Raw genomic sequence first — 26,782 nt, 5'->3', positions numbered from 1 at the left:
CGGCGGACCCGACAGCCAGCCGCCCCCTCCTGCCGCTCCGTTCCTGGCCTGCCGCACACCTGCGCGGTGACGCGGCCGGCCGCCGCTCGCCGCCGACGGGCGCCGACACCGGCCGTCCCTTGTCGGTCCTGCGTCGGTCCCGTTGTCACGTTGTCGTCTTCTGATCGTTGTTCCATCGTCGCTCATGGCGCAATTCTTCCTTCGCCGCCCCGCCTTCGCCTGGGTGCTGGCCATCCTGACCGTGGTCGCCGGCCTGCTGGCCCTGACCCGCATCCCCATCGCCCAGTATCCGGCGGTGGCGCCGCCCACCGTGATCATCTACGCCGACTATCCCGGCGCCTCCGCGCGCACGGTGGAAGATCGCGTCACGGCCATCCTCGAACAGCAGATGCACGGCATCCCGGGGCTGCTGCACCTGGACTCCAGCAGCGAACCCGGCGCCGCCACCGTGACGCTGGCCTTCCGCCAGGGCACCGATCCGCAACTGGCCCAGGTCAATGTGCGCAACCGCGTGGCCCAGGCCGAGCCGCTGCTGCCCGAGACGGTGCGCCGCGGCGGCGTCTACGTGGACCAGGCCAGCAGCAGCCCTTTCCTCTACGTGTCGCTGGTCAGCGACGGCAACCGCCTCGACGAGACCGCGCTGGGTGACTTCGCCGCCGGCGCCATCCTGCCGATGCTGCGGCGCCTGCCCGGCATCGGCAAGGCCGAGGCCTACGGCTCCGAGTACGCCATGCGCATCTGGTTCGACCCGGACAAGCTGAACGCGCTCGGCCTGAACACCGAGGAGGTCGAGGCGGCCATCAAGGCGCGCAACGGCAACGTCACGCCCGGCCAGCTCGGCGGGGCGCCGGCCGTGCCGGGCCAGCCCTTCCAGGCCACCGTGCGGCCGCCGCCGGCGCTGGCCGACCCCGAGGCCTTCGGCCGCATCGTCGTGCGCGGCAGCAGCGCCGACGGCAGCGCCGTGCTGCTGCGCGACGTCGCCCGCGTCGAGATGGCCGCGGCCGACTACCGCTTCGGCTCCACGCTGGACGGACGCCCGGCCGCCGCGATCGGCCTCAAGCTGGCCGACGGCGCCAATGTGCTGGCCACCTCGCGCGCGGTGCGCGCGGCGCTGGATGCCGCCTCGGCCGGTTTTCCCGACGGCGTGCACTACGAGATCTCCTACGACAATGCCGCCTTCGTGCAACGCTCGATCTCGCGCGTGCTGCTGACGCTGGTGGAAGCGGTGGTGCTGGTCTTCCTGATCCTCTACCTGTTCCTCGGCAAGCTGCGCGCGACGCTGATCCCGGTGGTGGTGGTGCCGGTGTCGCTGCTCGGCACGGTGGCCTGCCTGTACGTGCTGGGCATGTCCCTGAACGCCATCACGCTGTTCGGCGTGGTGCTGGCGATCGGCATCCTGGTCGACGATGCCATCGTGGTGGTGGAGAACGTCGAACGCATCATGGCCGAGCACGGCGTGAGCGCGCGCGAAGCCGCCGCGCGCTCGATGCGCGAGGTCTCGGGCGCCCTGCTGGCGGTCACGCTGGTGTTGTGCGCGGTCTTCGTGCCGATGGCTTTCTTCGGCAGTGCGGTCGGCGTCATCTATCGCCATTTCGCTGTCACGCTGGCTATCTCCATCGCCTTCTCGCTGTTCTTCGCACTGTCGCTGACGCCGGCCATGTGCGCGGGCCTGCTGCGCCATGGCGCGGCGCCGGCGCACGGGCCGCTGGCCTGGTTCGAGCGCCGTTTCACCGCATTGACCGGCCGCTACGGACGCTGGGTGGCGGGCGCGCAGCGCCGCCGCCTGCGCTGGCTCGGCGCCTACCTGGCGCTGGTGCTGGCGTGCGGCTACGGCTTGTCGCAGACGCCCAGCGGCTTCCTGCCCGAGGAGGACACCGGTGAGCTGGTGGTCGATATCGAACTGCCGGCCGGCAGCACGCAGCAGCAGACGCGCGATCTGGTCGCGCGGCTGGAACACTGGTTGCGCGCCGAGGGCTACCCGCTCAAGTCCACCTTCGCCGTGATCGGCTGGGGCAACGGCGGCAACGGTGAACAGCGCGCCAACCTGGTGCTCAGCCTGACCGACTGGGCGCAGCGCGGCAGCCGGCAGCGCGCGGCGGCCGTGCTGGAGCGCCTGTCGGACGGTCTCGATCACTGGCCCGGACGCGGCGATGCCCAGCTGTTCGCCTACAACAGTTCCGCCTTGCCCGAGCTGGGCAGCACCAGCGGGCTCGACATGCGGCTGACCTCGGCCCACGGCGCCAGCCGCGACGCCCTGTTCGCGGCGCGCGACAAGTTGCTGCAAGCCGCCGCGGCCGATCCCGCGCTGCGCGAGGTGCGCGCCACCGCCGCCCAGCCGAGCTCGGCGCTGGACCTGCGCATCGACTACCGCAAGGCGGAGAGCTTCGGCGTCGCGGCCGAGACCATCCACCATGCGCTGGCGTCGACGCTCGGTTCGCGCTATGTCGACGAGGTGACGCGCGACGGGCGCATCCGCCGCGTCATCCTGCAGGCCGATGCTCCGCACCGGATGCAGCCCGAGCAACTGGCGCGCGTGCATGTGCGCAATGCCCAGGGCCGCATGGTCTCGCTGGCCTCGTTCGCCAGCATGGAGTGGGGCAACGGCGAGACCACGCTGGAGCGCTTCAACGGCCTGCCCTCGGTGCGCATCAGCGCCGACAGCGGGAGCGGCTACAGCAGCGGCACCGCGATGGCCCGGCTGAGCGCGCTGGTGCGCGACCTCGGTGCGCCCTTCGGCGTGCGCTGGACCGGCCGCGCCTTCGAGCAGTTGCAGAGCGGCGACCAGGCACCCTGGCTGTTTGCGTGCTCCGCCCTCTTCATCTTCCTGTGCCTGGTGGCGCTGTACGAGAGCTGGACCCTGCCGCTGGCGGTGCTGGCGGTGGTGCCGGCCGGCATGGTCGGCGCGGCCGCGGCGATCTGGCTGGGCGGCTTGCCCAACGACGTCTACTTCAAGGTGGGGCTGGTGGTGGTGATGGGCCTGGCGGCGAAGAATGCCATCCTGGTGGTGGAATATGCGCAGCAGCTGCGCGCGGGCGGCATGGCGCTGGGCGATGCCGCGCAGCAGGCGGCGCGCCAGCGCTTGCGGCCGGTGGTGATGACCTCGCTGGCCTTCATCCTGGGCGTGGTGCCGCTGGTGCTGAGCAGCGGTCCGGGCGCGGCAGCGCAGCGCGCGGTCGGCACCGGCGTGCTGGGCGGCATGCTGGGCGCCACCGTGATCGGCACGCTGGCGGTGCCGCTGCTGTATGCGCTCATCGGCAAGTTGCAGCGCCGGCACTGAGTCCGACCGGCCTGCGCGACCCGCTGCGGCGGGCCGCGCAGGCCTGTGCGGCGGAAGAAAAATCGCCTGCCCGGCGAAGAGAGAAAGAGGAGGAGGTCGAGCGGGCAGGCGGGCGGTAAAACGTGGCGGCCACCGTGAAGGTGGCCGCCGGGCGGGACCGTCCGCGCCAGGCGGACGGAACGGCGTCGAACGTGTCAGACGCGATAGCCGTATAGCGAGCCGTCGCCGGAGCGGGAGTTATCCAGCGACGAGGCAGCGATCTGGCCGGTGAAGGCGCGCGCGCCTTCCGAATACGGATCGAACTTGCCGCTGCGGGTGCCGTCGCTATACGGGTCGTACTTGCCCGACTTGGCGCCATCCGTGAAGCTGTCGAACTTGCCGGCCTTGGCGCCGTCCGTATAGGTGTCGAACTTGCTGCCGACACGCAGCGCGTCGGCGTAGACATCGAACTTACCAACCTTGCTCCGGGCGGGTGCGGCGATCGCCGTGGCCGACACGGCCACGGCGGCAACCATCAGCACGCCGCCAATCAAACGCTTGGCGATCATGTTGGGACTCCTTCAACTGAGATATCGTCTTTTTTATGTTTTCCGGCCAGCATGCACCGACGATATGGCATGTTGCGATGCGAGCGCGGACTGAAGATTAGGGCCTCGACAGGCAAGGAGAAATGCCGCTGCGACGAATGGTGCGTTGCGAGCCGTGAAACGCAGGGGATGGGGACGAACGGAGGCGCGGTGGTGCAGAGGGACGCTAGCGGCACCGGCACGCAAGTGCCCGATACGGCGCTAACACGAGACGAGTTGGCGGGCAAAGTGCCCTTCGAAAGACATTGCTCCGCCGGATCCGGAGCGGCGGCGCCGCCGCTCCGGGAGGCGGGTCAGAGGTTGAACTGGCCGTTGGCCTCCGGCTGGAAGGCGATCTCGATCACCGTCAGCCGCTGCTCGCGGCCGTCCGGCAGGCGATAGGCGACCGTCTCGCCGGCACGCGCTCCCAGCAGGGCCTGGCCGACCGGCGACAGCACGGACAGGCGGCCGGCGTCGAAATCGGCGGTGTCGGGATAGACCAGGGTCCAGTGGCGCGGCTCGGCGTCACCTTCCAGCGCGCAGCGCAGCTGCGAGTTCATCGTCACCACGTCGTGCGGGATGGCTTCGGGCGCCACGATGGCGGCGCGCTCCAGCAGCGCGTCGAGCATGTCGGACAGTTGCGCGCTCCCGGCGCGCTCGGCGATGCGCTCGAGGCGGGTCACATCGAGTTCGGTCAGGTACAGCGTGGTCTTGTTCGCGGAAGACAGGGTCATTTGAGCCTCCTTATGCTTGATGCGGCCGATGCCGTTCGGCGGGCTTCGCTGCCCGGGCGTGAGTCGGGGCGGCGCGCATCGGATCGATCGGATCGCTGGCGGAATCAGCGGCAATGCGGAAAGACGGAGAAGCGGCAATGCGCCGACCGGGACGGCATCGGCGGCCTGCGGCCCGGGCCCGGTCCGGGCCCGTACCCGCAAGCTGCGAAGACGGTCAGGCCGGGAACCGGGCCGGATCAAGCGGCTGGCTGATCCGGTAGCTGGCCGAAGCGGGGGTGGCCCGCATGCCCTCCACGCGCGCACGCGCGCCCGCTTGCCGCGCAAAGCGGGCAGGCATGGCAGCGATCGTCGGCAGGCGGTCGGGCATCATGACAAGGGGAAACTCGGGGTGATCAGGCCATCGCAGCGCCATGCTGGCGCGAGCGAGGGCTCACATACGGTGCCTCGCGATGCCTTGGCCGGCATGCGGGCGTCTGTTGGCGGCGCTTAAGCGCGCGCCCGGCCGTGGCAAAGCCTGCTCATGGCCGGAAGCTCCATCGTAGCACAGCCGCCGCAGCGGGCCGGCGCATCAGCCATGTGCGTGGCATTCGCAACTGGCGCCCGCGGCCGCCTGCTGCAGGTTCTGCAGGATGCCGCATTCGCTGGCCTGGTGCGGCTGCGTGCAGGTATGGCGCAGTGCCCGCAACTGGCCTTCGAGCGTCTCCAGCGCCATGCGCTGCGCGTGGATCTGCTCGATCTGCCGGTCCAGCAAGGCATTGATGTCGTCGCAGGCGAGACTCGGATTCCGCTCGAAGTCGCGCAGGCGGCGCACGTCGGCCAGGCTCATGCCGAGCGAGCGGCAATGGCGCACGAAGTTGAGCTGAACCAGGTGGGGGTCGCCATAGCGGCGGTAGCCGTTGTCCTCGCGCTGCGGTGCGTCCAGCAGACCCTCGCGCTCGTAGTAGCGGATGGTTTCGACGTCGCAGAGGCCGCGGCGTGCCAGTTCTCCGATGCGCATGATGGCTCCTCAGCGGGCAGAACCCTGTAATGACTCAAGACTTCTAACAGTGTAGCCCAGCGTCGTCCGGCGTGCAGGACGTCACGGTACGGCCGTGCTCATCCTGTAGAATCGGCGCACGGCTTCATGCCATGTCATCGTCCTGAGCGACCCTTGCGCCTCCTACGTCCGTTCCGCCTGCTGCTGCTGATCGCGCTGCTCGCCTTCCTGCCCGTACAGGGATGGGCGGCGGCCGGCGCGCGCACGGCCGCCGCCGGCGCGCCGGCGGTGCCGGCCGGCCAGGCGGTCACCGCCGTGGACGAATTCGCACCGCCGGGGGCGGCCACCGCGCTGCCGGCGCCGAACACGTTCATCGAGACGGCCGCCACCGCGGCCGCGGCGGGCGACGCCGACCTGCCCGGCCCGTTCGACGGCAAGGACAACAACACCGAGCGCGCCCAGGCGGGCGCCGATCCGGTCGAACAGTGGCTGCCGCCGACGCTGCCGCGGCTGGCCGCGCTGCCGGCCCGTACCGGCGCGCCGCGCTACACCGGCGCTCGCCTGTCCGACCCGGACCTGCCCCGGCAGCCGCGCCCTCCGCGCGCCTGATCCCCGGCGCGGGCATGTCCGCGCACCCTCCGTTTCTTCCGCCTGCCGCACATCGGTGCGGTGTGCGTTCGCGGCCTGGCCGCATTCCTCCGTCGTCCCCTGCGTTATCCACAACATGAAACGTATCCTGCTCTTCCTGGCGACCAACCTCGCCGTCATGCTCGTTCTCAGCCTCACCGCCAGCCTGCTCGGCGTGAACCGCTTCCTGACCGCCAATGGCCTCAACCTCGGCATGCTGCTCGCCTTCGCCGCGCTGATGGGCTTCGGCGGCGCCTTCATCTCGCTGCTGATGTCCAAGCCCATCGCCAAGTGGTCGACCGGCGCGCAGGTCATCACCCACCCTGGCACCAGCCGCGAACTGTGGCTGGTGCAGACGGTGGAGAAGCTGGCCACCCGCGCCGGCCTGCCGATGCCCGAGGTCGCCATCTACGAGGGCGAGCCCAACGCCTTCGCCACCGGCGCCACCAGGAACAGCTCGCTGGTGGCAGTGTCGACCGGCCTGCTGGAGTCGATGCGCGAGGATGAGGTGGAGGCCGTGCTGGCGCACGAGGTCGCCCACATCGCCAACGGCGACATGGTCACGCTGACGCTGATCCAGGGCGTGGTGAACACCTTCGTGATCTTCCTGGCACGCGTGGTCGGCTACTTTGTCGATTCCATGCTGCGCAAGAACGACGAGGAGTCGAGCGGCCCCGGCATCGGCTACATGGTGACGGTGGTGATCTGCGAGATCGTCTTCGGCATTTTGGCCAGCATCATCGTGGCGGCGTTTTCGCGCCAGCGCGAATACCGCGCCGACGCCGGCGCGGCCAAGCTGCTGGGCACCCCTTCGCCGATGGTGGCGGCGCTGCGCCGCCTGGGCGGCCTGGATGCCGACGGACTGCCGCAGAACATGCAGGCGATGGGCATCGCCGGCGGCAAGTCGTGGATGGAACTGTTCTCCAGCCACCCGCCGATCGAACAGCGCATCGCCGCGCTGCAATCGGCCCGCTGAGGCCGCCGGTGCCGGGGTGCCGATGGCGCCCGCGGCACCTTGCGCGGCGGGCCGTGCCGGCCTGCCGCGTTTTCGCCGATCCGCCGATCCGCCGATCCGCTGATCCGCTGATCCGCTTTTCCCCTTCCCTTTTTCCCCTGGTCCTTCCCGCGCCGCCCGGCGACTCAGGCCGCGCGGCCGTCCGCCGCAGGCACCGCGCGGAAGGCGGCGCGATAGCGTTCCGGCGTGGTCTGCACATGGCGCAGGAAGGCCTGGCGCATCACGTCGGCGTTGCCGAAGCCGGCCAGGCGCGCCACCGCCTCCAGGCGCTGGTCGCCGCTCTCCAGCAGGCGCCGCACCGCTTCCACCCGCAGGCGCTCCACGTACCGCGCCGGTGTTTCGCCGACCTCGCGGGCGAACACCCGCGCGAAGTTGCGGGGGCTCATCGCCACGCGTTCGGCCAGCACAGCCACCGACAGGTCGCGCGCCAGGTGGTCGGCGATCCAGGCCTGCAGTTCGCGCAGCTCCGGCGCCTGCGCGGCCTGGGCCTGCAGCACGGTGGAGAACTGTGCCTGGCTGCCGGGCCGGCGCAGGAACAGCACCAGTTCGCGCGCCACCGCGAGCGAAGCGGCATGGCCCAGGTCTTCCTCGACCAGGGCCAGCGCCAGGTCCATGCCCGCGGTGACGCCCGCCGAGGTGTAGAGCCCGCCCTCCCGGATCCAGATCGGATCCGGATCGACCTGCACGCGCGGGTGGCGGGCGGCCAGCCGGTCGGCGTGGCGCCAGTGGGTGGTGGCGCGGTGGGTGTCGAGCAGGCCGGTGGCGGCCAGCACGAAGGCGCCGGTGCAGACCGCGCCGAGCCGTCGCACGGTCGGCGCCTGCGCACGCAACCAGGTGGTCAGGCGCGCGTCGTCGGCCGCGCTCGCGTGGCCGGCGCCGCCGGCGATCAGCAAGGTGTCGATGGGCCCGTCCAGCCCGGCGGCGATGTCGTGATACGGCGCGTCGGCCAGCATCCTGAGCCCGCTTTCCGTGCGGATCAGGCCATCGTCGCGCACGCTGGCCACCCGCAGCCGGTACGGCGGGCACTCACGCCCGCTCACGCGGTTGGCCTGGCCGAACACGGCGCTGGGGCCGGTGACGTCGAGTTCCTGCGCCGGGTCGGGGGCGACGATGACGACCGTTCGTGGCGTGTCGCTGGCAAGGGAGAGGCGGGCTGGCATGGTGGCGTGGCGGTGGCTGTCACCGATCATACCGGGCCCGGCCCGCGCGGCGCGGCACTGCCACTCAAACCGCCGCGCCGGCCGCCAGCGCGCCGGCCTGCTCGCGCCGCACCTGGCGTTGCCAGGCCAGCGTGAGCGCCAGCGCCACCGCCAGCGCCGGCAGCACGGCCAGGTTGACCGCCTGCCAGCCGTGCCGGTGCAGCACCTGGCCCGCCGCCAGCGTGGCGAGCGCGGTCAGCACCGCGGCGGAAAACTCCGCGGCGGCCTGGGTGCGGGCCCGTTCGCTGGGCCGGTAGGACGCGGCCAGCAGCGCCGTGCCGCCCACGAACATGAAGTTCCAGCCCACGCCCAGGCACAGCAGGGCCAGGTAGAAGGCCGGCAGCGCCGTGGACGCAAGCGCTGCCAGCGCGGCCACGGCACACAGCAGCGTGCCGCAGGCCAGCATGCGCGCGGTGCCGAAACGCTGCAGCAACCAGCCCGAGAAGAAGGACGGCGCATACATGCCGACCAGGTGCCACTCGATGATCTGCGCGCCCTGCCCGATGCTGTGGCCGCAGGCGACGGCGGCGATCGGGGTCGCGGTCATTACGAACATCATCACGGCGTTGCCGATGCCGTTGTTGGCGAAGGCGGCCAGGAACACGGGCCGCCGCACGATCTCGCCGAGCGGACGTGCCGGCAGCACGGCCTCGTCGCCGGCGCCGGCTTCGGTGCGGGCCGGCTCGCGGTAGGCGAGCAGCAGCAGCAGGATGGTCGCGACGCCGAACAGCGCCACCACGAGGTAGGAGCCGGCGAATGGCTCGGCCTGCAGCATGTCGCGGCTCCAGGCGGCGATCGCGGGGCCGCACACGGCGGCCACCACGCCGCCGGTCAGCACGGCGGCGATGGCGCGCGGCTTTTCCGCCACTGCGGCGGCATCGGCTGCGGCCAGGCGGTAGAAGCGTGCGAAGGCCTGGAACACACCGACCAGCGCGGTGCCGACGCAGAAAGCGACGAAGTGCCGGTGCGAGATGGCCCACACCGAGACCAGGCCGCCCGCGGTGCAGGCGAGGCCGCCCAGGCAGAAGGCCAGGCGCCGGCCGCAGCGCTCGATGACGAAGGCGGCGGCGATCGCGGTGAACGCGGAGGCCACGGTGATCAGCGCGAAGGGCAGCGTAGCCAGCGCCTTGTCCGGTGCCAGCGTATAGCCGACCAGGCCGGTCAGGGTCAGGTCGACGGAAAGGGCTGCGGTGAACAGGGCCTGGCAAACCGCCAGTACCCGGGCCTGCGACATCGCCGGCGTGGCCATGGAACGCTCCTTGGGGGAAATGAGGACAGTCCCAAGGCTAAGTCCGGCGCGCCCGGCACGACGGACAACGATCCGTCGAATCCTGCCAGGCCGGCCGCCTGGCCCGGCCTGGCCCGGGCCTAGTTGAACACGTCCTGCCGGTAGCGGCCCTCGGCCACCAGGCCGGCGAACCAGGCCGAGGCGGCATCGCCGTCCAGGCCGCCCTCGGCCACGGCGATGTCCATCAGCGTCTTGCGCACCGCCGGCGCCATCTGGCGCCCGTCGCCGCACAGGTAGGCCACGGCACCGGCGCTGAGCTGGCGCCACAGCTCGGCGCGCTGCTGCCACAGCAGGTCCTGGACGAAGCGCGCGGGGGCGCCGGTGGCAGAGTGCGCCACGTGCAGGCGCGCCACACCCTGCGCCTGCCAGGCCAGCATCTCGTCGCGATACAGCCAGTCGTGCTGCGGGTGGCGGCAGCCGAAGTAGAGCTCGACCGGGGCCACGGCCTGTCCTGCGGCCTGCTGCGCGGCACGCTCTTCGAGGAAGCCGCGGAAGGGGGCGATGCCAGTGCCGGGCCCGATCAGGATCATGGCTTGCGCGGGGTCGGCCTCCGGCGCGAACGGCGGGTTGGGCGTGCGGATGGCGGCCGCCACCGTGGCGCCCGGCGCCAGTCCCTGCAGCCAGTTGGACGCCACGCCGCGGAACTGGCCGCGCCCCGACAGGGCCGGCGCCAGCACGGTGCCGACCGTGAGCGTGGCCACATCGGGCGAGACCAGCGGCGAGGAGGCGATTGAGTAGAAGCGCGGGCGCATCGGCACCACGCAGGCCAGCAGGCCGGCGAGGTCGAGCTCGATGGCCGGGAAGCGCGCCAGCAGGTCGGGCAGGCCGAGGCGGTGCGCCGCCACCTGGGCCGCGTAGCCTTGGGCGGCATCGTCCGAGCCCAGGCGCTCCAGCGACTGCCGCGTGAACGGGCAGCGTGTGCGCTGCGCCAGCAGGCGCAGGGTCTGGCGCGACACCACATCCTGCAGTTCGACGAAGTGCGTGAGCAGCGCGCGCAGTGGCAGGGGCTGTCCCAAGGGCAGGCCGCGCGCCGCGCCGGCGCGTGGCGCCGACAGCGTGACCACCGCTTCGGGATCGAGGTCGAGCCGCTCGCACAGGTCGTGCACCAGTGCCGGACGGTTCTGCGGGTAGACGGCGAGGTGGTCGCCGGCGGCATAGCGGGCTCCCTCGGGCAGGCGCAGCCGGATGTCGCGCGTCGAGGTGCGCGGCGGCTCGACGGCGAAGTCCCACAGGCCGGCGGGATCGCTCACCAGTTCGCGGTTGGCGAGCACGGTGAACGGCTGGGTGTTGGAAGGCAGCACGCTGGCGCGGATCTCGTCGATGCCGCGCAGCGCGACCTCGACCGCCAGCGGCGGCGCGCCCTCGGCGCCCGGGGCCGGGCCGGGCGCGTGCGGCTGCTGCTGCGCGAGCGCGCTCCACAGCGCCGCCAGCCACTGCTCGGCGGCCTGGTCGAAATCGGCATTGCCGTCGGCCTCCCCGCGCGCCAGCAGGGGCCGGGCGCCGGCGGCGGCGAAGAAGGTGTCGAGGCGCTTGGGAAAGGCCTGGTAGGTGGCCCACTGCGAATTGCCGCAGCCGAGCACCGCGTAGCGCAGGCCGCCGGCGCGCCAGTCGCCCGGCGCATCGCCGGCGGCATCCAGCATGGCTTCGAAGCGGCGCGCGTTGTCGGGCGCGCGGCCGTTGTAGGTGGCCGCCACGATCACCGCCAGCCCTTGCGTGGGCAGCTTGCCGAGCGCGTCGTCGAGGTCGTGCAGCGTGGCCTCGTAGCCGGCCGCCAGCGCGCCCGCCTGGACCTGCTCGGCCAGCTCGCGCGCGGTGCCGAGGCTGGAGGCGCACAGCACCGCCAGCGTCTCGCCGCCGGCTGCCACCACCGGGCGCGCCGCCGCGGCCGTGACGGCGCCGGAGGCGGGCGCCGCCACCACGATGCGTTCGTGCGGACGGCGCCGGCGCGCGCGCAGCAGGAAGTGGTCGGGCTTGAGGGTCAGCGTTTCCTTGATGCGGAACTGGTAGTCGTGCGGATCGTGCAGCTGGAAGTGGCGCAGCATCAGCGCCAGCGCCAGCTTGGCCTCGGTCAGCGCGAACTGGCGGCCGATGCAGGCGCGCTCGCCGTTACCGAAGGGCTTGTAGGCATGCGGATGGATGCGTGCCTCGTTCTCGGGCAGGAAGCGGTCGATGTCGAAGCGCTCGGGATCGTCCCACACGGCCGGATCGCGGTGCAGCGCCGTCAGCACCACCGCGACGCGGCGGTCCTTGTGGATGCGGTAGCGTCCGCCGATCACCGTATCCTCGAAGGGCGCCACCGAGAAGGCGGGCGCGGTCGGCCACAGGCGCAGCGTTTCCTTGAGCACGCGGTCCAGCACCTGCAGGCGCGCCAGGTCGGCGTAGGCCGGCGGCGCGTCGCCGGGCAGCACCGCGTCCACTTCGGCATAGGCCTGGGCCAGCACGCCCGGATGGCGCATCAGCTCGTACAGGGCGAAGGTCAGCAGGCCGCTGGTGGTCTCGTGGCCGGCGATCAGGAAGGTGATCACCTGGTTGCGGATATTGACGTCGTCCAGGCGCTGGTCGGTCTCGGGGTCGCGCGCCTCCAGCATCAGGTTGAGCAGGTCGCGCGCGGGCGTGGGCGACTGGCGGCGCTGGCGGATCACGTCGTCGACCAGTTCGCGCATGAAGCGCGTGTCCTCGGCGAACTTGCGGTGCGCCGCGTGCATGAAGCGGTCCTGCAGCGGGAAGCGCGTCAGCTTGCCCATGGCCTCTTCCAGCGCGCCGACCATGGCGTCGATGAAGGGATGGAGCTGCTGGCTGGCGAAGGAGTCGAAGTCGTAGCCGAAACCGGACAGGGCGATGGTGTCCAGCGTCAGCCGCGTCATGTCGTCGGAGACGGCGATGTCGGCATCCGGGCCCTGGCGGTCCCACTTGTCGACCAGGCGCATGGCCACGCGCAGCATCACGTCGAAGTAGCCCTTCATCGCGCGCTGGCTGAAGGCCGGCATCAGGATGCGGTGGGCGCGCCCCCAGTTGGCTTCGTCGGTATGCGCGGTGAACAGGCCGTCGCCGGCCACGTCGCGCAGGAAGGACAGCGGCGGGCCGATGAACTTGCGGAAGCGCGCGGCATCGGCCAGCTCCGCCGCCAGGGCCGCCGACGTGACGAAAGGCACGCGGCGCCCGGCGAAGTCGAGTTCGAAGATGCCCTCGTGCGCCCGCGCGCGCGCCATCAGGTGCTGGGCGAAGGCGCCCGGCTTGATCTGCAGGATATTGCCCACCAGCGGCCAGCCCGGATCGCGCGGGATCGGCTGCAGGGAGGCGGCGGGCCGGCCGGCAACCGGGGCCTGGGACGAGGAAGTGGCGGCTTGCGTCATAGTGGGCGCGCAGGGGCGGCTAGGAGTCGTAGGCGGCCGGCGCGCCTGGCGCGCCGGTGGGAAACATCCTGGGGCGATACCGGTAGACAATACGCACGTGGCAGCCGGTGCGGAGCACGGCAGCGGCACCGGAGATGCCACCGACACCGGAACCGGAGCCGCAGTCGATGTCCGGTAGACATTCGTCTACTTCTGCAGCAAAGTAGACGAATGTAGACAGGATGTCAATGCACATGGCGCGGGGTGCCGCGCGTTTGCATGGCCGGCGCCGCGCGCATGCGCAGGGTGCCGGGCACCGGGCGCGTCTGGTGCACAATTTGTAGATCTGAAGACACACGCGGGCCACCGCCCGCCAAGCTGGCAGCACATGGAAGACATCGCCGACGGCAAACGCAGATTGATCGACGCCGCCCTGCGGCTGGCCGCCGCCAAGCGCAGCTTCGCCGCGCTGGGCCTGCGCGAACTCGCGCGCGAGGCCGGACTCAACCCGAATACCTTCTATCGCCATTTCCGCGACATGGAGGACCTGGCGCTGACCGCCATCGCCGAGGTCAGCGATGCCCTGCGGCCGATGCTGCGCGAGGTGCGCTGGGCGGCCGCGCGCGACAGCTCGCAGGCCGTGGCCGAACGCACCTGCGGCGCCTTCTTCGCCTACGCGCATGGCCATGCCGATGCCTTCCTGCTGGCGCTGTGCGGCAGCACCGGTCCGCAGCCTGGGCTGCGCGCGGCGATCCGCCAGCTGCTGGCCGATATCGCCGCCGAGATCGCCGAGGACATCGAACGCCTGCAACTCATTCCCTCACTGCCGCGCGCGACCGTCGACGCGGCCTGCGCGGAGATCGTCTTCCACCTGTTCCACCTGTCGGCCGAGTACCTGGAGGCGGACGAGGCCGGCCGGCGCGCCCACGTGGGGCGCGCGGTACGCTTCGTCGCCTGGCTGCTGCACGGCGCCGCCGCGACGCAGGCGGGCGAGGCCTGCCGCGCCGCCGAGGCCGCCGGCGCGGCGCGCCTGTCGGCCCGCTGAGACAGCCCTGATGCGGCTTTGATGCGGCGCGCGCGAGGCGCGCCTACTCGACCACCTTGCCGCGCTGCACCTTGAGTGCGCTGCGCTGGCTCTTGCCCTCCAGGCGGCGCCGGCGCGAGGCCAGCGTGGGACGGGTGGCACGGCGCACGCGCGGCGGCGTGGCCACGCTGCGCACCAGTTCGTGCAGGCGGCGCACGGCTTCCTCGCGGTTGGCTTCCAGGCTGCGGTGCTGCTGCGCCTTGATCACCACCACGCCGTCGCGCGTGATGCGGTGGTCGTGCAGCTGCAGCAGGCGCTCCTGGTGGTCGGCGGGCAGTGACGAGGCGCGGATATCGAAGCGCAGGTGGACGGCGTTGGAGACCTTGTTGATGTTCTGGCCGCCCGCGCCCTGGGCGCGGATCGCCATGATCTCGTACTCGTGGTGGGGGATGGTCGGCTCGCCGTGCATGGCCGCATCTTAGCAAGCGGCGAGGCCGATATGGGGTACGGGGTACCGCGCCTGCCGCTCAGCGCGGCACGCTGACCGGATCGACGTGGGTCATCACGTTAAGCACGTCAGCGCGCGCCATGGCGCGGTTGCTGGCCTCGGTGGCGATGGCATGGCCCTGGGCCACGCTCAGGCTGCCGTCGACCTCCAGGTGCACGTCGACCAGGATCATGTCGCCCATCTTGCGCGTCTTCAGGTCGTGCACACCCTGCACGCCGGGCGTGGCGGCGATCAGCACGCGCAGGGCTTCCACCGTCTCGGCGTCGGCGGCGCGATCGGTCAGGTCGCGCAAGGCCTCCCGGCTGAAGCCCCAGCCCATGCGCGCCACCATCAGGCCCACCACGATGGCCGCCACCGGATCGAGCAGGTGGTAGCCAAGCAGATTGCCGCCGATGCCGCACGCGACCACCAGGGAGGAGGCGGCGTCCGAGCGCGCGTGCCAGGCGTTGGCCACCAGCATGCTGGAGCGCACCCGCTGCGCCGCCGCCAGCATGTAGCGGAACAGCGATTCCTTGGCCACCAGCGTGGCCAGCGCCACCCATAGCGCGACCGAGGTGACGTGCAGGATGTCCTCGGGGTGCTGCAGCTTGTGCGCGGCCGACCACAGCATGCCGATGCCGACCGCCAGCAGCAGCAGGCCGAGCGCGAGCGAGGCGGCGTTCTCGTAGCGCTGGTGTCCGTAGTGGTGGTCCTCGTCCGGGGCTTTGCCGCCCTGGTGGCCGGCGAACAGCACGACAAAATCGGCCACCAGATCCGACAGCGTGTGCACGCCGTCGGCCACCAGGCCGCTCGAGCCGGACAGCAGGCCGGCGACGATCTGCACCACGCTCAGCACGCTGTTGACTGCCACGCTCACCAGCGTGCTGAGGCGGGCGGTGGCCTGCCGGGCGGCGAGGCCGTCCTCGGCGTCGCCACGCAACGGCGCCATCGGCACCGTCTCCTGCGCCACGTCTTGCACCACGTCTTGTGCCGCCTGTCTCACTCCGTCTGCCTGCCCCACCCGTTCCGTCCCTTGCGATTCCCGCACCATGTTCCCGATCCTCTGGCGGGCCGTGCTCCGCCGGCGCACGCGCGGCGCCGGTGCCGGCCCTGTCGCCGGCAATGCTACCGCAGCCGCGTGTCGGCCGCGTGTCGGCCGCGCGGCAGGCGCCGCCCTGGCCGGGCGGCCGCGGTCATCGCGCGCGCGCCATCGCGCGTTAATGGCGTGGGAGCGTCGCCACGCGGCGCCTGCCCCACGTGGCGTGGCCGGCCCGGCCGCCCGCCCTGGCCGTTCCGGCCCGTATTCCGCCCCGCATCATGCCTGTCTCTTCCCTTTCCTCCCTGCGCCGGCCCCTGGCCGCCCTGGCCTCGCTCACCCTGCTGGCCGGCTGCCTGGCCTGCGCCACTGCCGCCCGCGCCGCCGAGCCCGTCATCGTGCTCGACTCAGGGGAGGCCTCGCTGACGCTGATCGACCAGGCCACGCACAAGGTGCTGCGCACCGAGCCCACCGGCAAGGAGCCGCACCACCTGCTGGCGACGCCGGACCAGCATGCGCTGATCGTCGCGAACTCGGTATCGAACAGCCTGATGTTCCTGGACCCGCACACCGGCAAGGTGCAGCGCCTGAGCGAAGGCGTGGAGGATCCCTACCAGCTCGGCTTCTCGCCCGACCACAAGTGGTTCCTCACCGCCGGCCTGCGGCTGGACCGGGTCGACATCTACCACTATGACGGGCAGCAGCTCACGCTGGCGCGCCGCCTGCCGCTGGGCCGCACGCCGAGCCACCTGAACTTCACCTCGGACGGCCGCCTCGCCTTCGTCACCCTGCAGGACTCGGGCGAACTGGCGGCGATCGACCTCGCCACGCAGAGCGTGTTGTGGAAGCTGCCGGTCGGCAGCACGCCGGCCGGCCTGTGGATGACGCCGGGTGACCGCTATCTGCTGGTCGGCATGACCGGCGAGGACGACGTCAAGGTGGTGGACTGGCGCGCACGCCAGGTGGTCAAGTCGATCCCGACCGGCCGCGGCGCGCACAATTTCCGCGATCTCGACGACGGCCAGCACGTGGCGGTCAGCAACCGCGTGGCCAGCACCATCAGCCTGATCGACTACCGCACGCTGCAGAAGACCGGCGACATCGCCGGCCTGCTGCCCGGCCCGGACGACATGGCGCTGAGCGCCGACCACCGCTACCTGTGGGTCACCTTCCGCTTCGCCCGCCACGTCGGCGTGATCGACCTGCCCGCGCGCAAGCTGGTCGATACCATCGCGGTCGGCCGCTCCCCGCACGGCATCTTCTTCGCCGACGGCGCGCCGGTGCACGCGCCCAATCCGGACTGAGCGCCGGCGCCGCACCGATCCGCCATCCGCCTTTGCTCCAACCGGCCCGCCCCATGCTGCACTCCTTGCTCGCCCTGCTCGACAACGCGGTCGCCGCGCTGCAGACGCTGCTCTACATCGACATCGTGCAGCCGCTGTGCTTCCACTTCGGCCTGATGAGCTACGACGAGGATGCCTACGATGCGCTGTACTGGGTCATCATCGGCGTACTGCAGGTCGCGGCCATGTACGCGCTGCTGCGGCCGCTCGAGGCGCTGCGACCGATCGAGCGCTGGCCCGACCGCAAGGACGTGCGCGCCGATGTGGTCTACACCTGGATCGGCAAGCTCGGCGTGATCAACCTGACCTTCTTCTTCCTGCTGCAGCCGCTGTTCCACCACTGGCAGAGCCTGCTGGTGATGCACGGCATGCCGGCCATCGCGCTGGACCGCCTGCTGCCGGACGCCGACGAGCGGCCGGTGGCGTCCTTCCTGGTCTACCTGGTGGCGCTGGATTTCGCCGGCTACTGGTACCACCGCTGGCAGCACCGCTTCGGCCTGTGGTGGGAGCTGCATGCCGTGCACCACAGCCAGCAACAGATGTCGCTGTGGACCGATGACCGCAACCACTTCCTCGACGAGCTGCTGCAGGCCGCCTTCTTCGCACTGATTTCGCTCTTCATCGGCATGCAGCCGTCGCAGTTCGTGGTCCTGGTGGCGCTGGGCAACTTCATGCAGAGCGTGCAGCACGTCAACGCCCGCCTGCCCTTCGGCCCGCTGCTGGAGCGGCTGGTGGTCAGCCCCGCCTTCCACCGCCGCCACCATGCCATCGGCTACGGCCACGAAGGCACGCGCTACGGCTGCAACTTCGGCGTGCTGTTCCCCTGGTGGGACATGCTGTTCGGCACGGCTTCCTGGGAGCGCCAGCCGGAGCCGACCGGCATCCGCGAACAGCTCCCGCCGCCGCTGGGCAGCGGGCGCGACTATGGGCGCGGCGTGATGGCGCAGCAGTGGCGCGCCTTCGGCCGCATGGCGCAGCGCCTGCGCGGTGGCCACGGCGCCGCCGTCGTCGTGCAGGACTGAGCGCCCGCCTCCCTCACCCCGGGCAGGCGTTCGCCTGCCCTTTCCTTTCACACCAGGCTTGCCGGATCGGCATCGACCGCGCCGCAGCCAGCCACCGGCCCAGCCCGGCGATCCCCCCACATGCTCAGGGCAGGCCCGCGTGCGGCACATCCACCTCCGCCATCAGGATCTGCCCGAGCCGCGTGGCACGGCGCTCGTGCTCGGCAAAGTTCGGTGCGGCCGCCATGAACAGCGTGGTGCCCCTGGGGCCGCCCAGCGCGGCGGCGAAGATGCCCTGCTCGCCGGTGTCGATCTGCTCCAGGATCCTGCCTCCCTGCTGTACGCGCACGATGCGCTTGCCGATGGCGTCGGCCACCCAGACCGCGCCTTCGGCGTCCAGCGCACCGCCGTCGGGGGCGATCGAGGCGGCGGCCATCAGGGTGCCGATGTCGTCGCTGTCGGGCATGGCGCCGAAGCTGGCCCAGTCGCGCCGCGGCCCGAGGTTGCCGCCGGGCAGGATGTCGAAGGCGGAGACGCGGTTGCCGAAGGTCTCGTTGACGATCAGGGTGCGGCCGTCCGGCGTGATGAAGGAGCCGTTGGGAAACCACAGGCCCTCGGCCACCACGCGCGCGGCGCCATCGGGCTCGACGCAGACCAGTCCGGTGGTGCGGAAGGGCGCGCCGGACATCAGGTCGAAGCCGAAATTGCCGACGTAGGCGCGGCCTGCGCGATCGACCACCATGTCGTTGATATGGCCGCCGGTCAGGGCGGTGAGGTCGGCATGCACGGCCAGCGTGCCGTCGGGCTCGCGGCGCAGTACCTTGCGGTCGCGCATCGACGAGATCAGCAGCCGGCCGTCGGGCAGCCAGCCCAGCCCGGACGGCTGCTGTGGTACCTGCGCCATCTCGGTGACGCGGCCGTCGAGGCCGGCGGCGATGACCTTGCCGGTGTAGAAATCCGACGCCCACAACCTGTCTTCATGCCAGCGCAGCCCTTCGAGGAAGGTATAGCCGGACACCAGAACCGATAACGCTCGCTTCGCCATGCATCGTCTCCTGTTCTTGTTCGTGTCCGGAACGCGCGATGGCGCACGCTCCGGGGAATGCATCAGTCGGGATGGAACGGTTCGCGCAGGCCGCGCGCGGGGCGGGCCTGCCGCGGTGCGACGGCACGGGATGAGGCGGGAAACAGCGGGAGGACGTGGCCAGGCCGGCGCCACGGGAGTACGAAAGCGGCACGTCGCCCGCGTACTGTAGCGGGGCGGTTTTTCAAGCGTCAAGGCGCGCGCATGCTGCAGCGCGGCGCCTCGGGCGGATCGCGCCGCGTTCAGTCCGGGGCGCCTGCCTTGGGTGCCTGGCAGGTGCGGATGCCCAGCAGGCTGTAGGCCGGGCAGACCCGGACGATGCCGGTCAGCAGGGGCACCACGCCGATCCAGCCCCACGGGCCGATCTTTCCGGTGGCGGCCAGGCCGATCAGCAGCAGCCCGGCGATGATGCGGACGGCGCGGTCAATGGTTCCGACATTGGCGTGCATGGCGAGACTCCTCGCAGATATCCTCGCAGATTGGGAGAGGCCGGCACACGCGGGGATCCGCATGGGTCGGCGGTCGGTGCCGGCGGCAGCTTGCCACGAGCACTTATCCACAGGCTACGAGCGTCTCGCCTGCGCGGCCTTGACGCAGCGCAAGCGCAGAGCATGGGGAGGCCCGGCCAGGGCACGCCGCCGCCCGGCTCAGAACCGCTCGGGGATGCGCTTGTCCGAGTGGTCCGCCTCGACGTAGCCTTCCGGCCCCAGCCGCTCGGGCAGCACGGTCTTCTTGTGCGGCAGCTCCTGGTAGGGGATCCGGCCCAGCAGGTGGGCGATGACATTGAGCCGCGCGCGCCGCTTGTCGTCGGCATCGACCACATGCCACGGCGCATGGGCGCTGTGGGAGGCATCGAACATCGCGTCGCGGGCACGCGAATAGTCGTACCAGCGGCGATACGACTGCAGGTCCATGTCGGACAGCTTCCACAGCTTGCGCCCGTCGTCGATGCGCGATTGCAGGCGCCGGGTCTGCTCGGCCTGGCTGATTTCCAGCCAGTATTTGACCAGGATGATGCCGGCATCGATGATCGCCTTTTCCACCAGCGGCACGTCGCGCAGGAAACTCTCGACCTCCTGCTCCGTGCAGAACCCCATCACCCGCTCGACGCCGGCCCGGTTGTACCAGCTGCGGTCGAAAATGACGACCTCGCCACCGGCCGGCATATGCGGCAGGTAGCGCTGCACGTACATCTGCGTGCGCTCGCGCTCCGTGGGTGCAGGCAGGGCCACCACGCGGAACACGCGCGGACTGACGCGCTCGGTGATGGCCTTGATGGTCCCGCCCTTGCCCGCGCCGTCCCGGCCCTCGAACAGCACGCAGACCTTGGCGCCCGTCTGCTGCACCCAGCGCTGCAGCTTGACCAGCTCCACGTGCATGCGGAAGAGCTCCTTGTCGTAGGCCTTGGCGCCCAGCTTCGGCTTGCCTGCAGTGGTCTGGTCCGGCGTGACTGCGGTGGTGTCCTGATCGGACTGGCTTGCCATGGTCGTCCTCCTGGTCTGTGGTCGGCCTGTCCCGGCGGCCTGTCGGTGCCGGGCATGGGCGGCGCGATGATCCTGAAGCATAGCGCCGGCGTCGCCGCGGTAGCCCCTGAGCCGCCCCGCGACACTTGGAGGGCACCCGGGTCGGGCGGGAGGCCGGTGCATCACTCGCGGCGAACGAAGGCATCGGCAGCATGCGAGCGAACTCTTCGGCACATTATGGACGTGCCGGCGGCAATACCAGGGGAGTCGATGCGGAAAAGCGGAAAGCGGCGGTGGCGCGCCCGGCTGGGATCGAACCAGCAACCCCTGCCTTCGGAGGGCAGTACTCTATCCATTGAGCTACGGGCGCGCGGAGCAGGTGGCGAAGGCGACAGCCTCCGCCGGAAAGGCGCATAGCATACCCTGTTTGCCCGGGATCGTCCAATCGGTGCACACCCGGCACTTTGAGCCAGGTCACGCAGCCGTCGCTTTTGCCGCCCCGAATCAGGCAACGCCGCTATAATCGCTAGCTATTTGTGCAAGGACGGGGCTGCTTCGTATCCACTTGGTGCGCCGCAGCCGTCGCGGTGGCGCCGGCGGGAGGAGAACCACGGCTCATCGCTGGCTCGACCGTCGCGCGCGAATCGTGGCGCCAGAAGAACGAGGCCGAGCCGATCAGAACTGAACGCATGCGGCCAGACAGGTTTCCTGCAAAAAACGAGAGTTCAGCATGAGCGACGTCCAACAACCACACGACGAACACGAGTCTCCCATCAAGACGCCCAAGCAGTTGATCGCGGTAGTCATCGCCGCGTTCCTGGTGCCGATCCTGGTCATCATCCTGCTGGTCAACTTCGTCGGCCATGGCGCCAAGGAAGGCGCTGGCGCGACGGACGCCACCGAAGCGGTGATCGACCGCATCAAGCCGGTCGCTTCGCTCGAGCTGAAGGATGCCAACGCGCCGCGCGTCTACAAGACCGGCGAACAGGTCTACAAGGAAGTCTGCTCCGCCTGCCACGCGACCGGCGCGGCGGGTGCGCCCAAGTACGGCACCGCCGGCGACTGGGCCCCGCGCATCGGCCAGGGCTTCGACGGGCTGCTGAATTCGGTGCTGCACGGCAAGGGCGCGATGCAGGCGCGCGCCGGCACCACGCCGGACGACTACAGCGACTACGAACTGGGCCGTGCCGTGGTCTACATGGCCGATGCGGGCGGCGCCAAGTTCCCCGAGCCGGCGGCACCGGCGGCTGCAACCGCCGCGGCTTCCGCGCCGGCGGCCGAGACCGCTGCGGCCGCCCCGGCTCCGGCGGCTGCCCCCGCGCCTGCCGCCGCCGCTGCACCGGCCGCGGCGTCGGCCGATACCGGCAAGAAGGTCTACGAGCAGGTCTGCGCCGCCTGCCATGCGGCCGGCGTGGCCGGTGCGCCGAAGTTCGGCGACAAGGCGGCCTGGGCGCCGCGCCTGAAGGAAGGCATGGACGTGGTGCACAACTATGCGCTGAAGGGCAAGGGCGTGATGCCGCCCAAGGGTGGCTATGCCGGCCCCGATGCCGACGTGCTGGCCGCGGCCGACTACATGGCGGCCGCCGCGAAGTAAGCTCCGCACGGCCGGACGCGGTTCCGGCCGGCGCAGTCGACGCAGTAGAAAAAGCCCGCGGCATGCCGCGGGCTTTTTGCTTTGTCCTGCTGCTTCCCTTCTGATGCTGCTTCCCTTCTGTGCGGTCAATCGTCCGGCCGATCCGCACACTACGCCGGCCGCCAACCCTGCGCAGGCGGCCGCCGGGGGCGCAGCGCGCCGCCCGGCCCCCGCTACACCACGCGCGAGTAGCGCACCAGCGGGGCCGCTACCGCTTCGTTGGCGGCCTCGCCGGCCAGCGCGCGCCGGCGTGCGGCGTCTTCGCGCAGGTGGCGGTCGAATACCATCGCCACGCGGCGCACCAGCAGGCGCCCGAGCGGTGTCACCTCGATGCGGCCGGGCCGGCAGTCCACCAGGCCGTCGGCGGCCAGGCGCTCCAGGTCCGCCAGTTCGGTGGCGAAGGCGGCTGCGAAATCGATGCCGTGGCGTGCCGCCAGCGCAGCGCTGTCGAGCACGCCGTTGCACATCAGCGCGCCGATGATCTCGCGCCGCAGGTGATCGTCGGCGGACATGTGGAAACCGCGGATCACCGGCAACCGGCCGGCGTCGAGCGCGGCGTAGTAGTCGTCCAGCGTGCGCGCGTTCTGCACGTAGCGTCCGGCCACCGCGCCGATCGCCGACACGCCGAGTCCGACCTGGTCGTAGCCGGCGTGCGTCGAATAGCCCTGGAAGTTGCGTTGCAGCTTGCCCTCGCGCTGCGCCACGGCGAGGTCGTCGCCGGGCAAGGCGAAATGGTCCATGCCGATGTAGACGTAGCCGGCGGCGCTCAGTTTCTCGATGGTGGCGACCAGGATCTCGAGCTTTTCGGCCGGCGCCGGCAGCGCCGCTTCGTCGATGCGGCGCTGCGGCTTGAACACATGCGGCAGGTGCGCATAGCTGTAGACCGAGAGCCGCTCGGGCCGCATCTCCAGCACGCGCTCGATGGTCACGGCGAAGCGCCGCGCGTCCTGGTGCGGCAGGCCGTAGATCAGGTCCATGCTGATGGAGCGCATGCCGAGGCGGCGCGCGGCATCGACCACGGCGCGCGTCTGCGCCACGGACTGCTCGCGGTGGATGGCGCGCTGCACCTCGGGATCGAAGTCCTGCACGCCCAGGCTGATGCGGTTGAAACCCAGTTCGGCCAGCAGGGCCATGCGCGCATCATCCACCACGCGCGGGTCGATCTCGATGGAGTGCTCGCCGTAGGCGGACAGTTCGAAGTGCTCCTGCAGCGCGGCCATCACACGGCGCATCTCGTCTTCGTCGAGAAAGGTCGGCGTGCCGCCGCCCCAGTGCGACTGCAGCACCTGGCGGCGCGCGCCCAGCGCCTGCGCCACCTGGGCGGCCTCACGCGCGAGGTAGTCGACGTAGCGCGCGCTGCGCCCATGGTCGCGCGTGATGATCTTGTTGCAGCCGCAGTAGTAGCAGATGTTCTCGCAGAACGGCACGTGCACGTAGAGCGAGAGCGGCGAACCCGTTGGCAGAACCGGCGCGGACGCCCCGCGGCTGCTGTCGGCCAGCGCCGTGCGGTAGTCGGTCTCGCCGATGCCGTCATGGAAGCGGTCGGCGGTCGGATAGGAGGTGTAGCGCGGGCCGTTGCCGTCGATGCGGCCGGCGAGCGCGCGGAAACCTGCCAGTGCGTCGCGGTCGAGCGTCCGCGCGGCGGGCGTGATGGGTGAGGCGGGTGTGAGGCGTGAGGTGGGAGCGGACATGGGGGCGCCCTCGGCGGACGGATTGCTGATGGCCCATGCTAGTCCCGGCGCGGCGCGGGGGGCTTGACCGGCGTCAAGCGCTGGCGGCGACGGCGGGACGGCCGTCGCCGAGCGGTGTCGACTGCCACGCTGGCGTCGCGTGCCGCCTTCGACGCCCCTGGCGCCAGGCCTTCCGGCGTTCCCGAGAGCGCAGGCGCACTCGGAGGCACCTCAAACACACCTCAGCCCGCGTCAGACGCGCGGCAGCACCATGCGCACGCGCAAACCGCCTTCGGGGCGGTTGGCCAGGCTCAGTTCGCCGCCGTGGCGCGCCACGATGTCGGCCGCGATCGACAGGCCCATGCCGACACCGCCGGTGGCGCGGCTGCGCGAGGACTCCACACGGTAGAACGGCTCAAGTACACGCGGCAACTCCTCGTGCGGAATGCCGGGGCCGTCGTCGCAGACGTCGATCACCACGCGCTCGGGCGCGTCGGTCAGGCGGATCTGCGCGGCGCCGCCATAGCGGTGCGCATTCTCGATCAGATTGACCACGGCGCGGCGCAGTTCGGCCGGATAGGCCAGCAGCGGCGCCGCCTGGCCGTCCAGCGTGACGTCCTGGCCGAGTTCGGCGGCGTCGTCGACGATGGCGTGCAGCAGGGCCAGGATGTCGACCCGCTGGCGCGGCTCGCCGCTGTCGCGGTCGCGCAGGTAGTACAGGGTGGAGTCGATCAGGCCGTTCATCTCGGCCAGGTCCTGGCGCAGGCGGTAGCGCACGTCGCGGTCGTCGACGCGCTCGATGCGCAGGCTCATGCGCGTCAGCGGCGTGCGCAGGTCGTGCGATACGGCGGCGAGGAAGCGCGACTGCTGCCCCATCTGCGTGCGGATGCGCTGCTGCATGTGGTTGAACGCCACCGCTGCGGCGCGCGCCTCGACCGGGCCGGTATCCTCGTCGAGCTGCGGTGCATTGACGTCCTGCGCCAGGCGGCCCGCGCCGCTGGCCAGCTGCTGGATCGGCCGCGCCAGCAGGCGGGCACCCACCCAGGAGGCGGCGACGATGGCGGCAAGCTGCAGCAGCAGGCCCGGGCGCGGCGGCCACCAGCCGTGCAGCCGCCGCGGCGGCCCGTGGGGTGGCATCGGCGGTGGCGGCAGGTCGGCGGCGAACAGATCATCGGGCGGCGGCGGTGGCATGCGCCCTACCTCCAGCCCCGGCGGGCCCGGCGGCATCGCGCCGGAGGGCTGGCCGGGGGTGGCGTGGCGCGCGCCGGCGGCGGTGGTGTCGTGGCGCTCCAGGCCGGGGCGCGGGAAGATGCTCTCGATGACCGTGATGCCGAGCAGGTGCACGGCCAGCATGATGGTGGCCATCACCAGGAACAGGCGCACGAACATGGTGTCGTAGCGCGCCAGCGGACCGCGAAGACGCACGCTCAGCTTTCCACGTTGGCGGTGAAGACGTAGCCCTCGCCGCGCACGGTGCGGATCAGCACCGGATCGCGCGGATCGTCGCGCAGCTTCTGGCGCAGGCGCGACACCAGCAGGTCGATGCTGCGGTCGAACACGTCCAGGTCGCGGCCGCGCGCCTGGTTGATCAGCAGCTCGCGGTCGAGCACGCGGTGCGGATGTTCGATGAAGGTCAGCAGCAGGCGGAATTCGGCATTGGACAGCGGCACCACCGTATCCTCGCCGTCGACCAGCTGGCGCAGCGTGGTGTTGAGCCGCCAGGCGCCGAAGCGCAGTTCGTGCCCGGCGGCGGCGGCCGGACGGCGCTGCCCGCCCTGGCTGCGGCGCAGCACGGTGTGGATGCGCGCCACCAGCTCGCGCATCTCGAAGGGCTTGGTGACGTAGTCGTCCGCGCCGACCTCCAGGCCGACCACGCGGTCCGCCAGTTCGGCGCGCGCCGTCAGCATGATCACCGGCGTGTCGCTCTGCTCGCGGATCTCGCGGCACAGCGCCAGGCCGTTCTCGCCCGGCAGCGACAGGTCGAGAATGACCAGGTCATAGGTCTTGCCGGCCATCGCGGCGCGCATGGCGGCACCGCCCTCGGCACCGTCGGCCGCCATGCCGAAGGTCGACAGGTAGTCGGCCAGCATGGTGCGGATCTGGGTATCGTCGTCGACGACAAGTAGTTGCAGCGGAGCGGAGGCGGTAGCGGTGGATTCCATTCTCATGTCGGCAAGGCGGCATCCGCCGCAGCGCTCACTGTAGCAGCACAGCATACTCTGGCTTTGGCCGCTTTGTATCCACACCGATACAGACGAAAGCCAGGGCCGAACCTGTCTGTACAAGCAAGCGTCGGCGGCGTGACCAAGTGCTCAAGCTGGGCACGAAATCGGGGCATACCATCGAAAAAGTCGGCCATGCGCCGCTTGTTCCCGACCCTGCCATCCGGGGCCGACATCCTTCGTTGTTCACGGAGCCAAACCATGACACGCCCGACCCGCCTTCGGGACGCGCTGCGCCGCGTCCGCTTCCTCCTCAGCCTTGCCGTGCTCGGCGGCGCCTGCTCGCTGGCCTTGCCGGCCCATGCGCTGCAGAACGCCTCGTCCGATCCACCCGCCCGGCCCGGGCCGAACCTTGCACCGCGCGAGGCACTCGGCCTGAATGCCGCGCAGAACGCGCTGTGGCAGGCCGCCGAGTCCGCCACGCGTGAAGCACACGCCCATGCGCTGGAGCTGCGCGCGCGCTTCCTGCGTGAAAGCGGCGACCCCGAGGGCATGCGCGACGGCAGCGCACCGCTGCGCCCGCGCGTCCAGGCGATGGAGCGGCTGCACGATGCGCTGGAGAAGGACCGCCGCGCGGTCGATGAACGCTGGCTGGCGCTGGATGAGAGCCTCGATGCGTCCCAGCGGCGCCGCTTGCGCGCGATGCCCCAGGTGGCGCACTGGCTGGGCCTGATGCCGCCGATGCATGCCATGCACGAGCTGGAGATGGGCCGTCCCGGCGGGCCGGAAGGCAGGGACCGGGCGGGCCCCGGCTTCGACGGGCCGCCGCACTGAGCGCTGCCGGGAGTATCGCGGCGCGCGTGCC

The 26,782-nt window shown here is 71.1% G+C and carries 23 protein-coding genes and 1 tRNA gene; 8 read left to right on the top strand and 16 right to left on the bottom strand.

Annotation, left to right across the window (positions count from 1 at the left end; translation table 11 throughout):
- The first annotated feature begins 184 nt into the window (after positions 1–184).
- A complete protein-coding gene (locus tag BKK79_RS11740; RefSeq protein ID WP_071037762.1) occupies positions 185–3,277 on the top strand; it encodes an efflux RND transporter permease subunit in 3,093 nt (1,030 codons plus the stop codon).
- A gap of 194 nt (positions 3,278–3,471) precedes the next feature.
- On the opposite strand, the gene BKK79_RS11735 is transcribed toward BKK79_RS11740, so the two are convergent.
- The 4 genes from BKK79_RS11735 to BKK79_RS11725 form a co-directional block, all read right to left on the bottom strand.
- Complete coding sequence (locus BKK79_RS11735; protein WP_071010327.1) at positions 3,472–3,825, bottom strand: hypothetical protein; 354 nt, start codon at positions 3,823–3,825, stop codon at positions 3,472–3,474.
- Between the two features lie 332 nt (positions 3,826–4,157).
- Positions 4,158–4,577 carry a nucleoside diphosphate kinase regulator gene (gene rnk / locus BKK79_RS11730; RefSeq protein WP_071010328.1) on the bottom strand — a complete coding sequence of 140 codons (420 nt, stop codon included), beginning with the start codon at positions 4,575–4,577 and terminating at the stop codon, positions 4,158–4,160.
- Between the two features lie 214 nt (positions 4,578–4,791).
- The gene (locus BKK79_RS40315; RefSeq protein ID WP_156811070.1) at positions 4,792–4,947 is read right to left on the bottom strand and encodes a hypothetical protein; all 156 of its coding nucleotides are present in this window, start codon (positions 4,945–4,947) and stop codon (positions 4,792–4,794) included.
- A 198-nt stretch (positions 4,948–5,145) separates the two neighbouring features.
- The gene (locus BKK79_RS11725) at positions 5,146–5,574 is read right to left on the bottom strand and encodes a Cd(II)/Pb(II)-responsive transcriptional regulator (RefSeq protein WP_071010332.1); all 429 of its coding nucleotides are present in this window, start codon (positions 5,572–5,574) and stop codon (positions 5,146–5,148) included.
- A gap of 153 nt (positions 5,575–5,727) precedes the next feature.
- Here BKK79_RS11725 and BKK79_RS11720 point away from each other — a divergent pair, with 153 nt between their 5' ends.
- A complete protein-coding gene (locus BKK79_RS11720) occupies positions 5,728–6,162 on the top strand; it encodes a hypothetical protein (protein ID WP_232346208.1) in 435 nt (144 codons plus the stop codon).
- A gap of 115 nt (positions 6,163–6,277) precedes the next feature.
- Complete coding sequence (htpX, locus tag BKK79_RS11715; RefSeq protein ID WP_071010335.1) at positions 6,278–7,156, top strand: protease HtpX; 879 nt, start codon at positions 6,278–6,280, stop codon at positions 7,154–7,156.
- A 164-nt stretch (positions 7,157–7,320) separates the two neighbouring features.
- Here the strand turns inward: htpX and BKK79_RS11710 are convergent, their stop codons facing one another.
- From BKK79_RS11710 to BKK79_RS11700, 3 genes are all read right to left on the bottom strand, one after another.
- Entirely contained in the window at positions 7,321–8,355 is a 1,035-nt protein-coding gene (locus tag BKK79_RS11710) for a GlxA family transcriptional regulator (protein WP_071038521.1), read from the bottom strand.
- Positions 8,356–8,419: 64 nt separating this feature from the next.
- Complete coding sequence (locus tag BKK79_RS11705) at positions 8,420–9,643, bottom strand: MFS transporter (protein WP_071037760.1); 1,224 nt, start codon at positions 9,641–9,643, stop codon at positions 8,420–8,422.
- A 119-nt stretch (positions 9,644–9,762) separates the two neighbouring features.
- On the bottom strand, positions 9,763–13,035 hold the full coding sequence (locus BKK79_RS11700) for a bifunctional cytochrome P450/NADPH--P450 reductase (RefSeq protein WP_071037759.1): 3,273 nt from the start codon (positions 13,033–13,035) through the stop codon (positions 9,763–9,765).
- Positions 13,036–13,402: 367 nt separating this feature from the next.
- Between BKK79_RS11700 and BKK79_RS11695 the strand changes: the two genes are divergently transcribed.
- A complete protein-coding gene (locus BKK79_RS11695) occupies positions 13,403–14,059 on the top strand; it encodes a TetR family transcriptional regulator (protein ID WP_071010340.1) in 657 nt (218 codons plus the stop codon).
- 43 nt (positions 14,060–14,102) lie between these two features.
- Here the strand turns inward: BKK79_RS11695 and arfB are convergent, their stop codons facing one another.
- Together arfB and BKK79_RS11685 are read right to left on the bottom strand one after the other, a co-directional pair.
- Complete coding sequence (arfB, locus tag BKK79_RS11690; RefSeq protein ID WP_071037758.1) at positions 14,103–14,507, bottom strand: alternative ribosome rescue aminoacyl-tRNA hydrolase ArfB; 405 nt, start codon at positions 14,505–14,507, stop codon at positions 14,103–14,105.
- A 58-nt stretch (positions 14,508–14,565) separates the two neighbouring features.
- Positions 14,566–15,474, bottom strand: coding sequence for a cation diffusion facilitator family transporter (locus tag BKK79_RS11685; RefSeq protein WP_071037757.1), 909 nt, complete (start codon positions 15,472–15,474; stop codon positions 14,566–14,568).
- 368 nt (positions 15,475–15,842) lie between these two features.
- Between BKK79_RS11685 and BKK79_RS11680 the strand changes: the two genes are divergently transcribed.
- Together BKK79_RS11680 and BKK79_RS11675 are read left to right on the top strand one after the other, a co-directional pair.
- The gene (locus tag BKK79_RS11680; protein ID WP_071037756.1) at positions 15,843–16,865 is read left to right on the top strand and encodes a YncE family protein; all 1,023 of its coding nucleotides are present in this window, start codon (positions 15,843–15,845) and stop codon (positions 16,863–16,865) included.
- Positions 16,866–16,918: 53 nt separating this feature from the next.
- Positions 16,919–17,926, top strand: a complete 1,008-nt coding sequence (locus BKK79_RS11675; RefSeq protein ID WP_071037755.1) for a sterol desaturase family protein — start codon at positions 16,919–16,921, stop codon at positions 17,924–17,926.
- Between the two features lie 124 nt (positions 17,927–18,050).
- On the opposite strand, the gene BKK79_RS11670 is transcribed toward BKK79_RS11675, so the two are convergent.
- The 4 genes from BKK79_RS11670 to BKK79_RS11655 form a co-directional block, all read right to left on the bottom strand.
- Positions 18,051–18,950: an SMP-30/gluconolactonase/LRE family protein gene (locus tag BKK79_RS11670; protein WP_071010348.1), complete on the bottom strand. Its 900-nt coding sequence runs from the start codon at positions 18,948–18,950 to the stop codon at positions 18,051–18,053.
- 281 nt (positions 18,951–19,231) lie between these two features.
- Positions 19,232–19,438, bottom strand: a complete 207-nt coding sequence (locus BKK79_RS11665; protein WP_071037754.1) for a YgaP family membrane protein — start codon at positions 19,436–19,438, stop codon at positions 19,232–19,234.
- 198 nt (positions 19,439–19,636) lie between these two features.
- Positions 19,637–20,473 carry a polyphosphate kinase 2 gene (ppk2, locus tag BKK79_RS11660; RefSeq protein ID WP_071010352.1) on the bottom strand — a complete coding sequence of 279 codons (837 nt, stop codon included), beginning with the start codon at positions 20,471–20,473 and terminating at the stop codon, positions 19,637–19,639.
- 273 nt (positions 20,474–20,746) lie between these two features.
- Positions 20,747–20,822: transfer RNA gene (locus BKK79_RS11655), tRNA-Arg, on the bottom strand.
- A 360-nt stretch (positions 20,823–21,182) separates the two neighbouring features.
- Between BKK79_RS11655 and BKK79_RS11650 the strand changes: the two genes are divergently transcribed.
- Entirely contained in the window at positions 21,183–22,046 is an 864-nt protein-coding gene (locus tag BKK79_RS11650; RefSeq protein WP_071010353.1) for a c-type cytochrome, read from the top strand.
- 212 nt (positions 22,047–22,258) lie between these two features.
- Here the strand turns inward: BKK79_RS11650 and hemN are convergent, their stop codons facing one another.
- From hemN to BKK79_RS11635, 3 genes are all read right to left on the bottom strand, one after another.
- Positions 22,259–23,776: an oxygen-independent coproporphyrinogen III oxidase gene (gene hemN, locus BKK79_RS11645; RefSeq protein ID WP_071037753.1), complete on the bottom strand. Its 1,518-nt coding sequence runs from the start codon at positions 23,774–23,776 to the stop codon at positions 22,259–22,261.
- Positions 23,777–24,007: 231 nt separating this feature from the next.
- On the bottom strand, positions 24,008–25,144 hold the full coding sequence (locus BKK79_RS11640) for an ATP-binding protein (protein WP_071038520.1): 1,137 nt from the start codon (positions 25,142–25,144) through the stop codon (positions 24,008–24,010).
- 38 nt (positions 25,145–25,182) lie between these two features.
- A complete protein-coding gene (locus BKK79_RS11635) occupies positions 25,183–25,917 on the bottom strand; it encodes a response regulator (RefSeq protein ID WP_156811074.1) in 735 nt (244 codons plus the stop codon).
- A gap of 261 nt (positions 25,918–26,178) precedes the next feature.
- Here BKK79_RS11635 and BKK79_RS11630 point away from each other — a divergent pair, with 261 nt between their 5' ends.
- Positions 26,179–26,751 (top strand): hypothetical protein, encoded by a 573-nt coding sequence (locus tag BKK79_RS11630; protein ID WP_071037752.1) that lies wholly within the window; start codon positions 26,179–26,181, stop codon positions 26,749–26,751.
- The last annotated feature ends 31 nt before the right edge of the window (positions 26,752–26,782 follow it).

It is taken from the genome of Cupriavidus sp. USMAA2-4 (assembly GCF_001854305.1).
Taxonomy (GTDB): Bacteria; Pseudomonadota; Gammaproteobacteria; order Burkholderiales; family Burkholderiaceae; genus Cupriavidus; species Cupriavidus malaysiensis.
The sequence above is the reverse complement of the archived record's forward strand: the minus strand, read 5'-3'. Positions and strand labels throughout refer to the sequence as shown.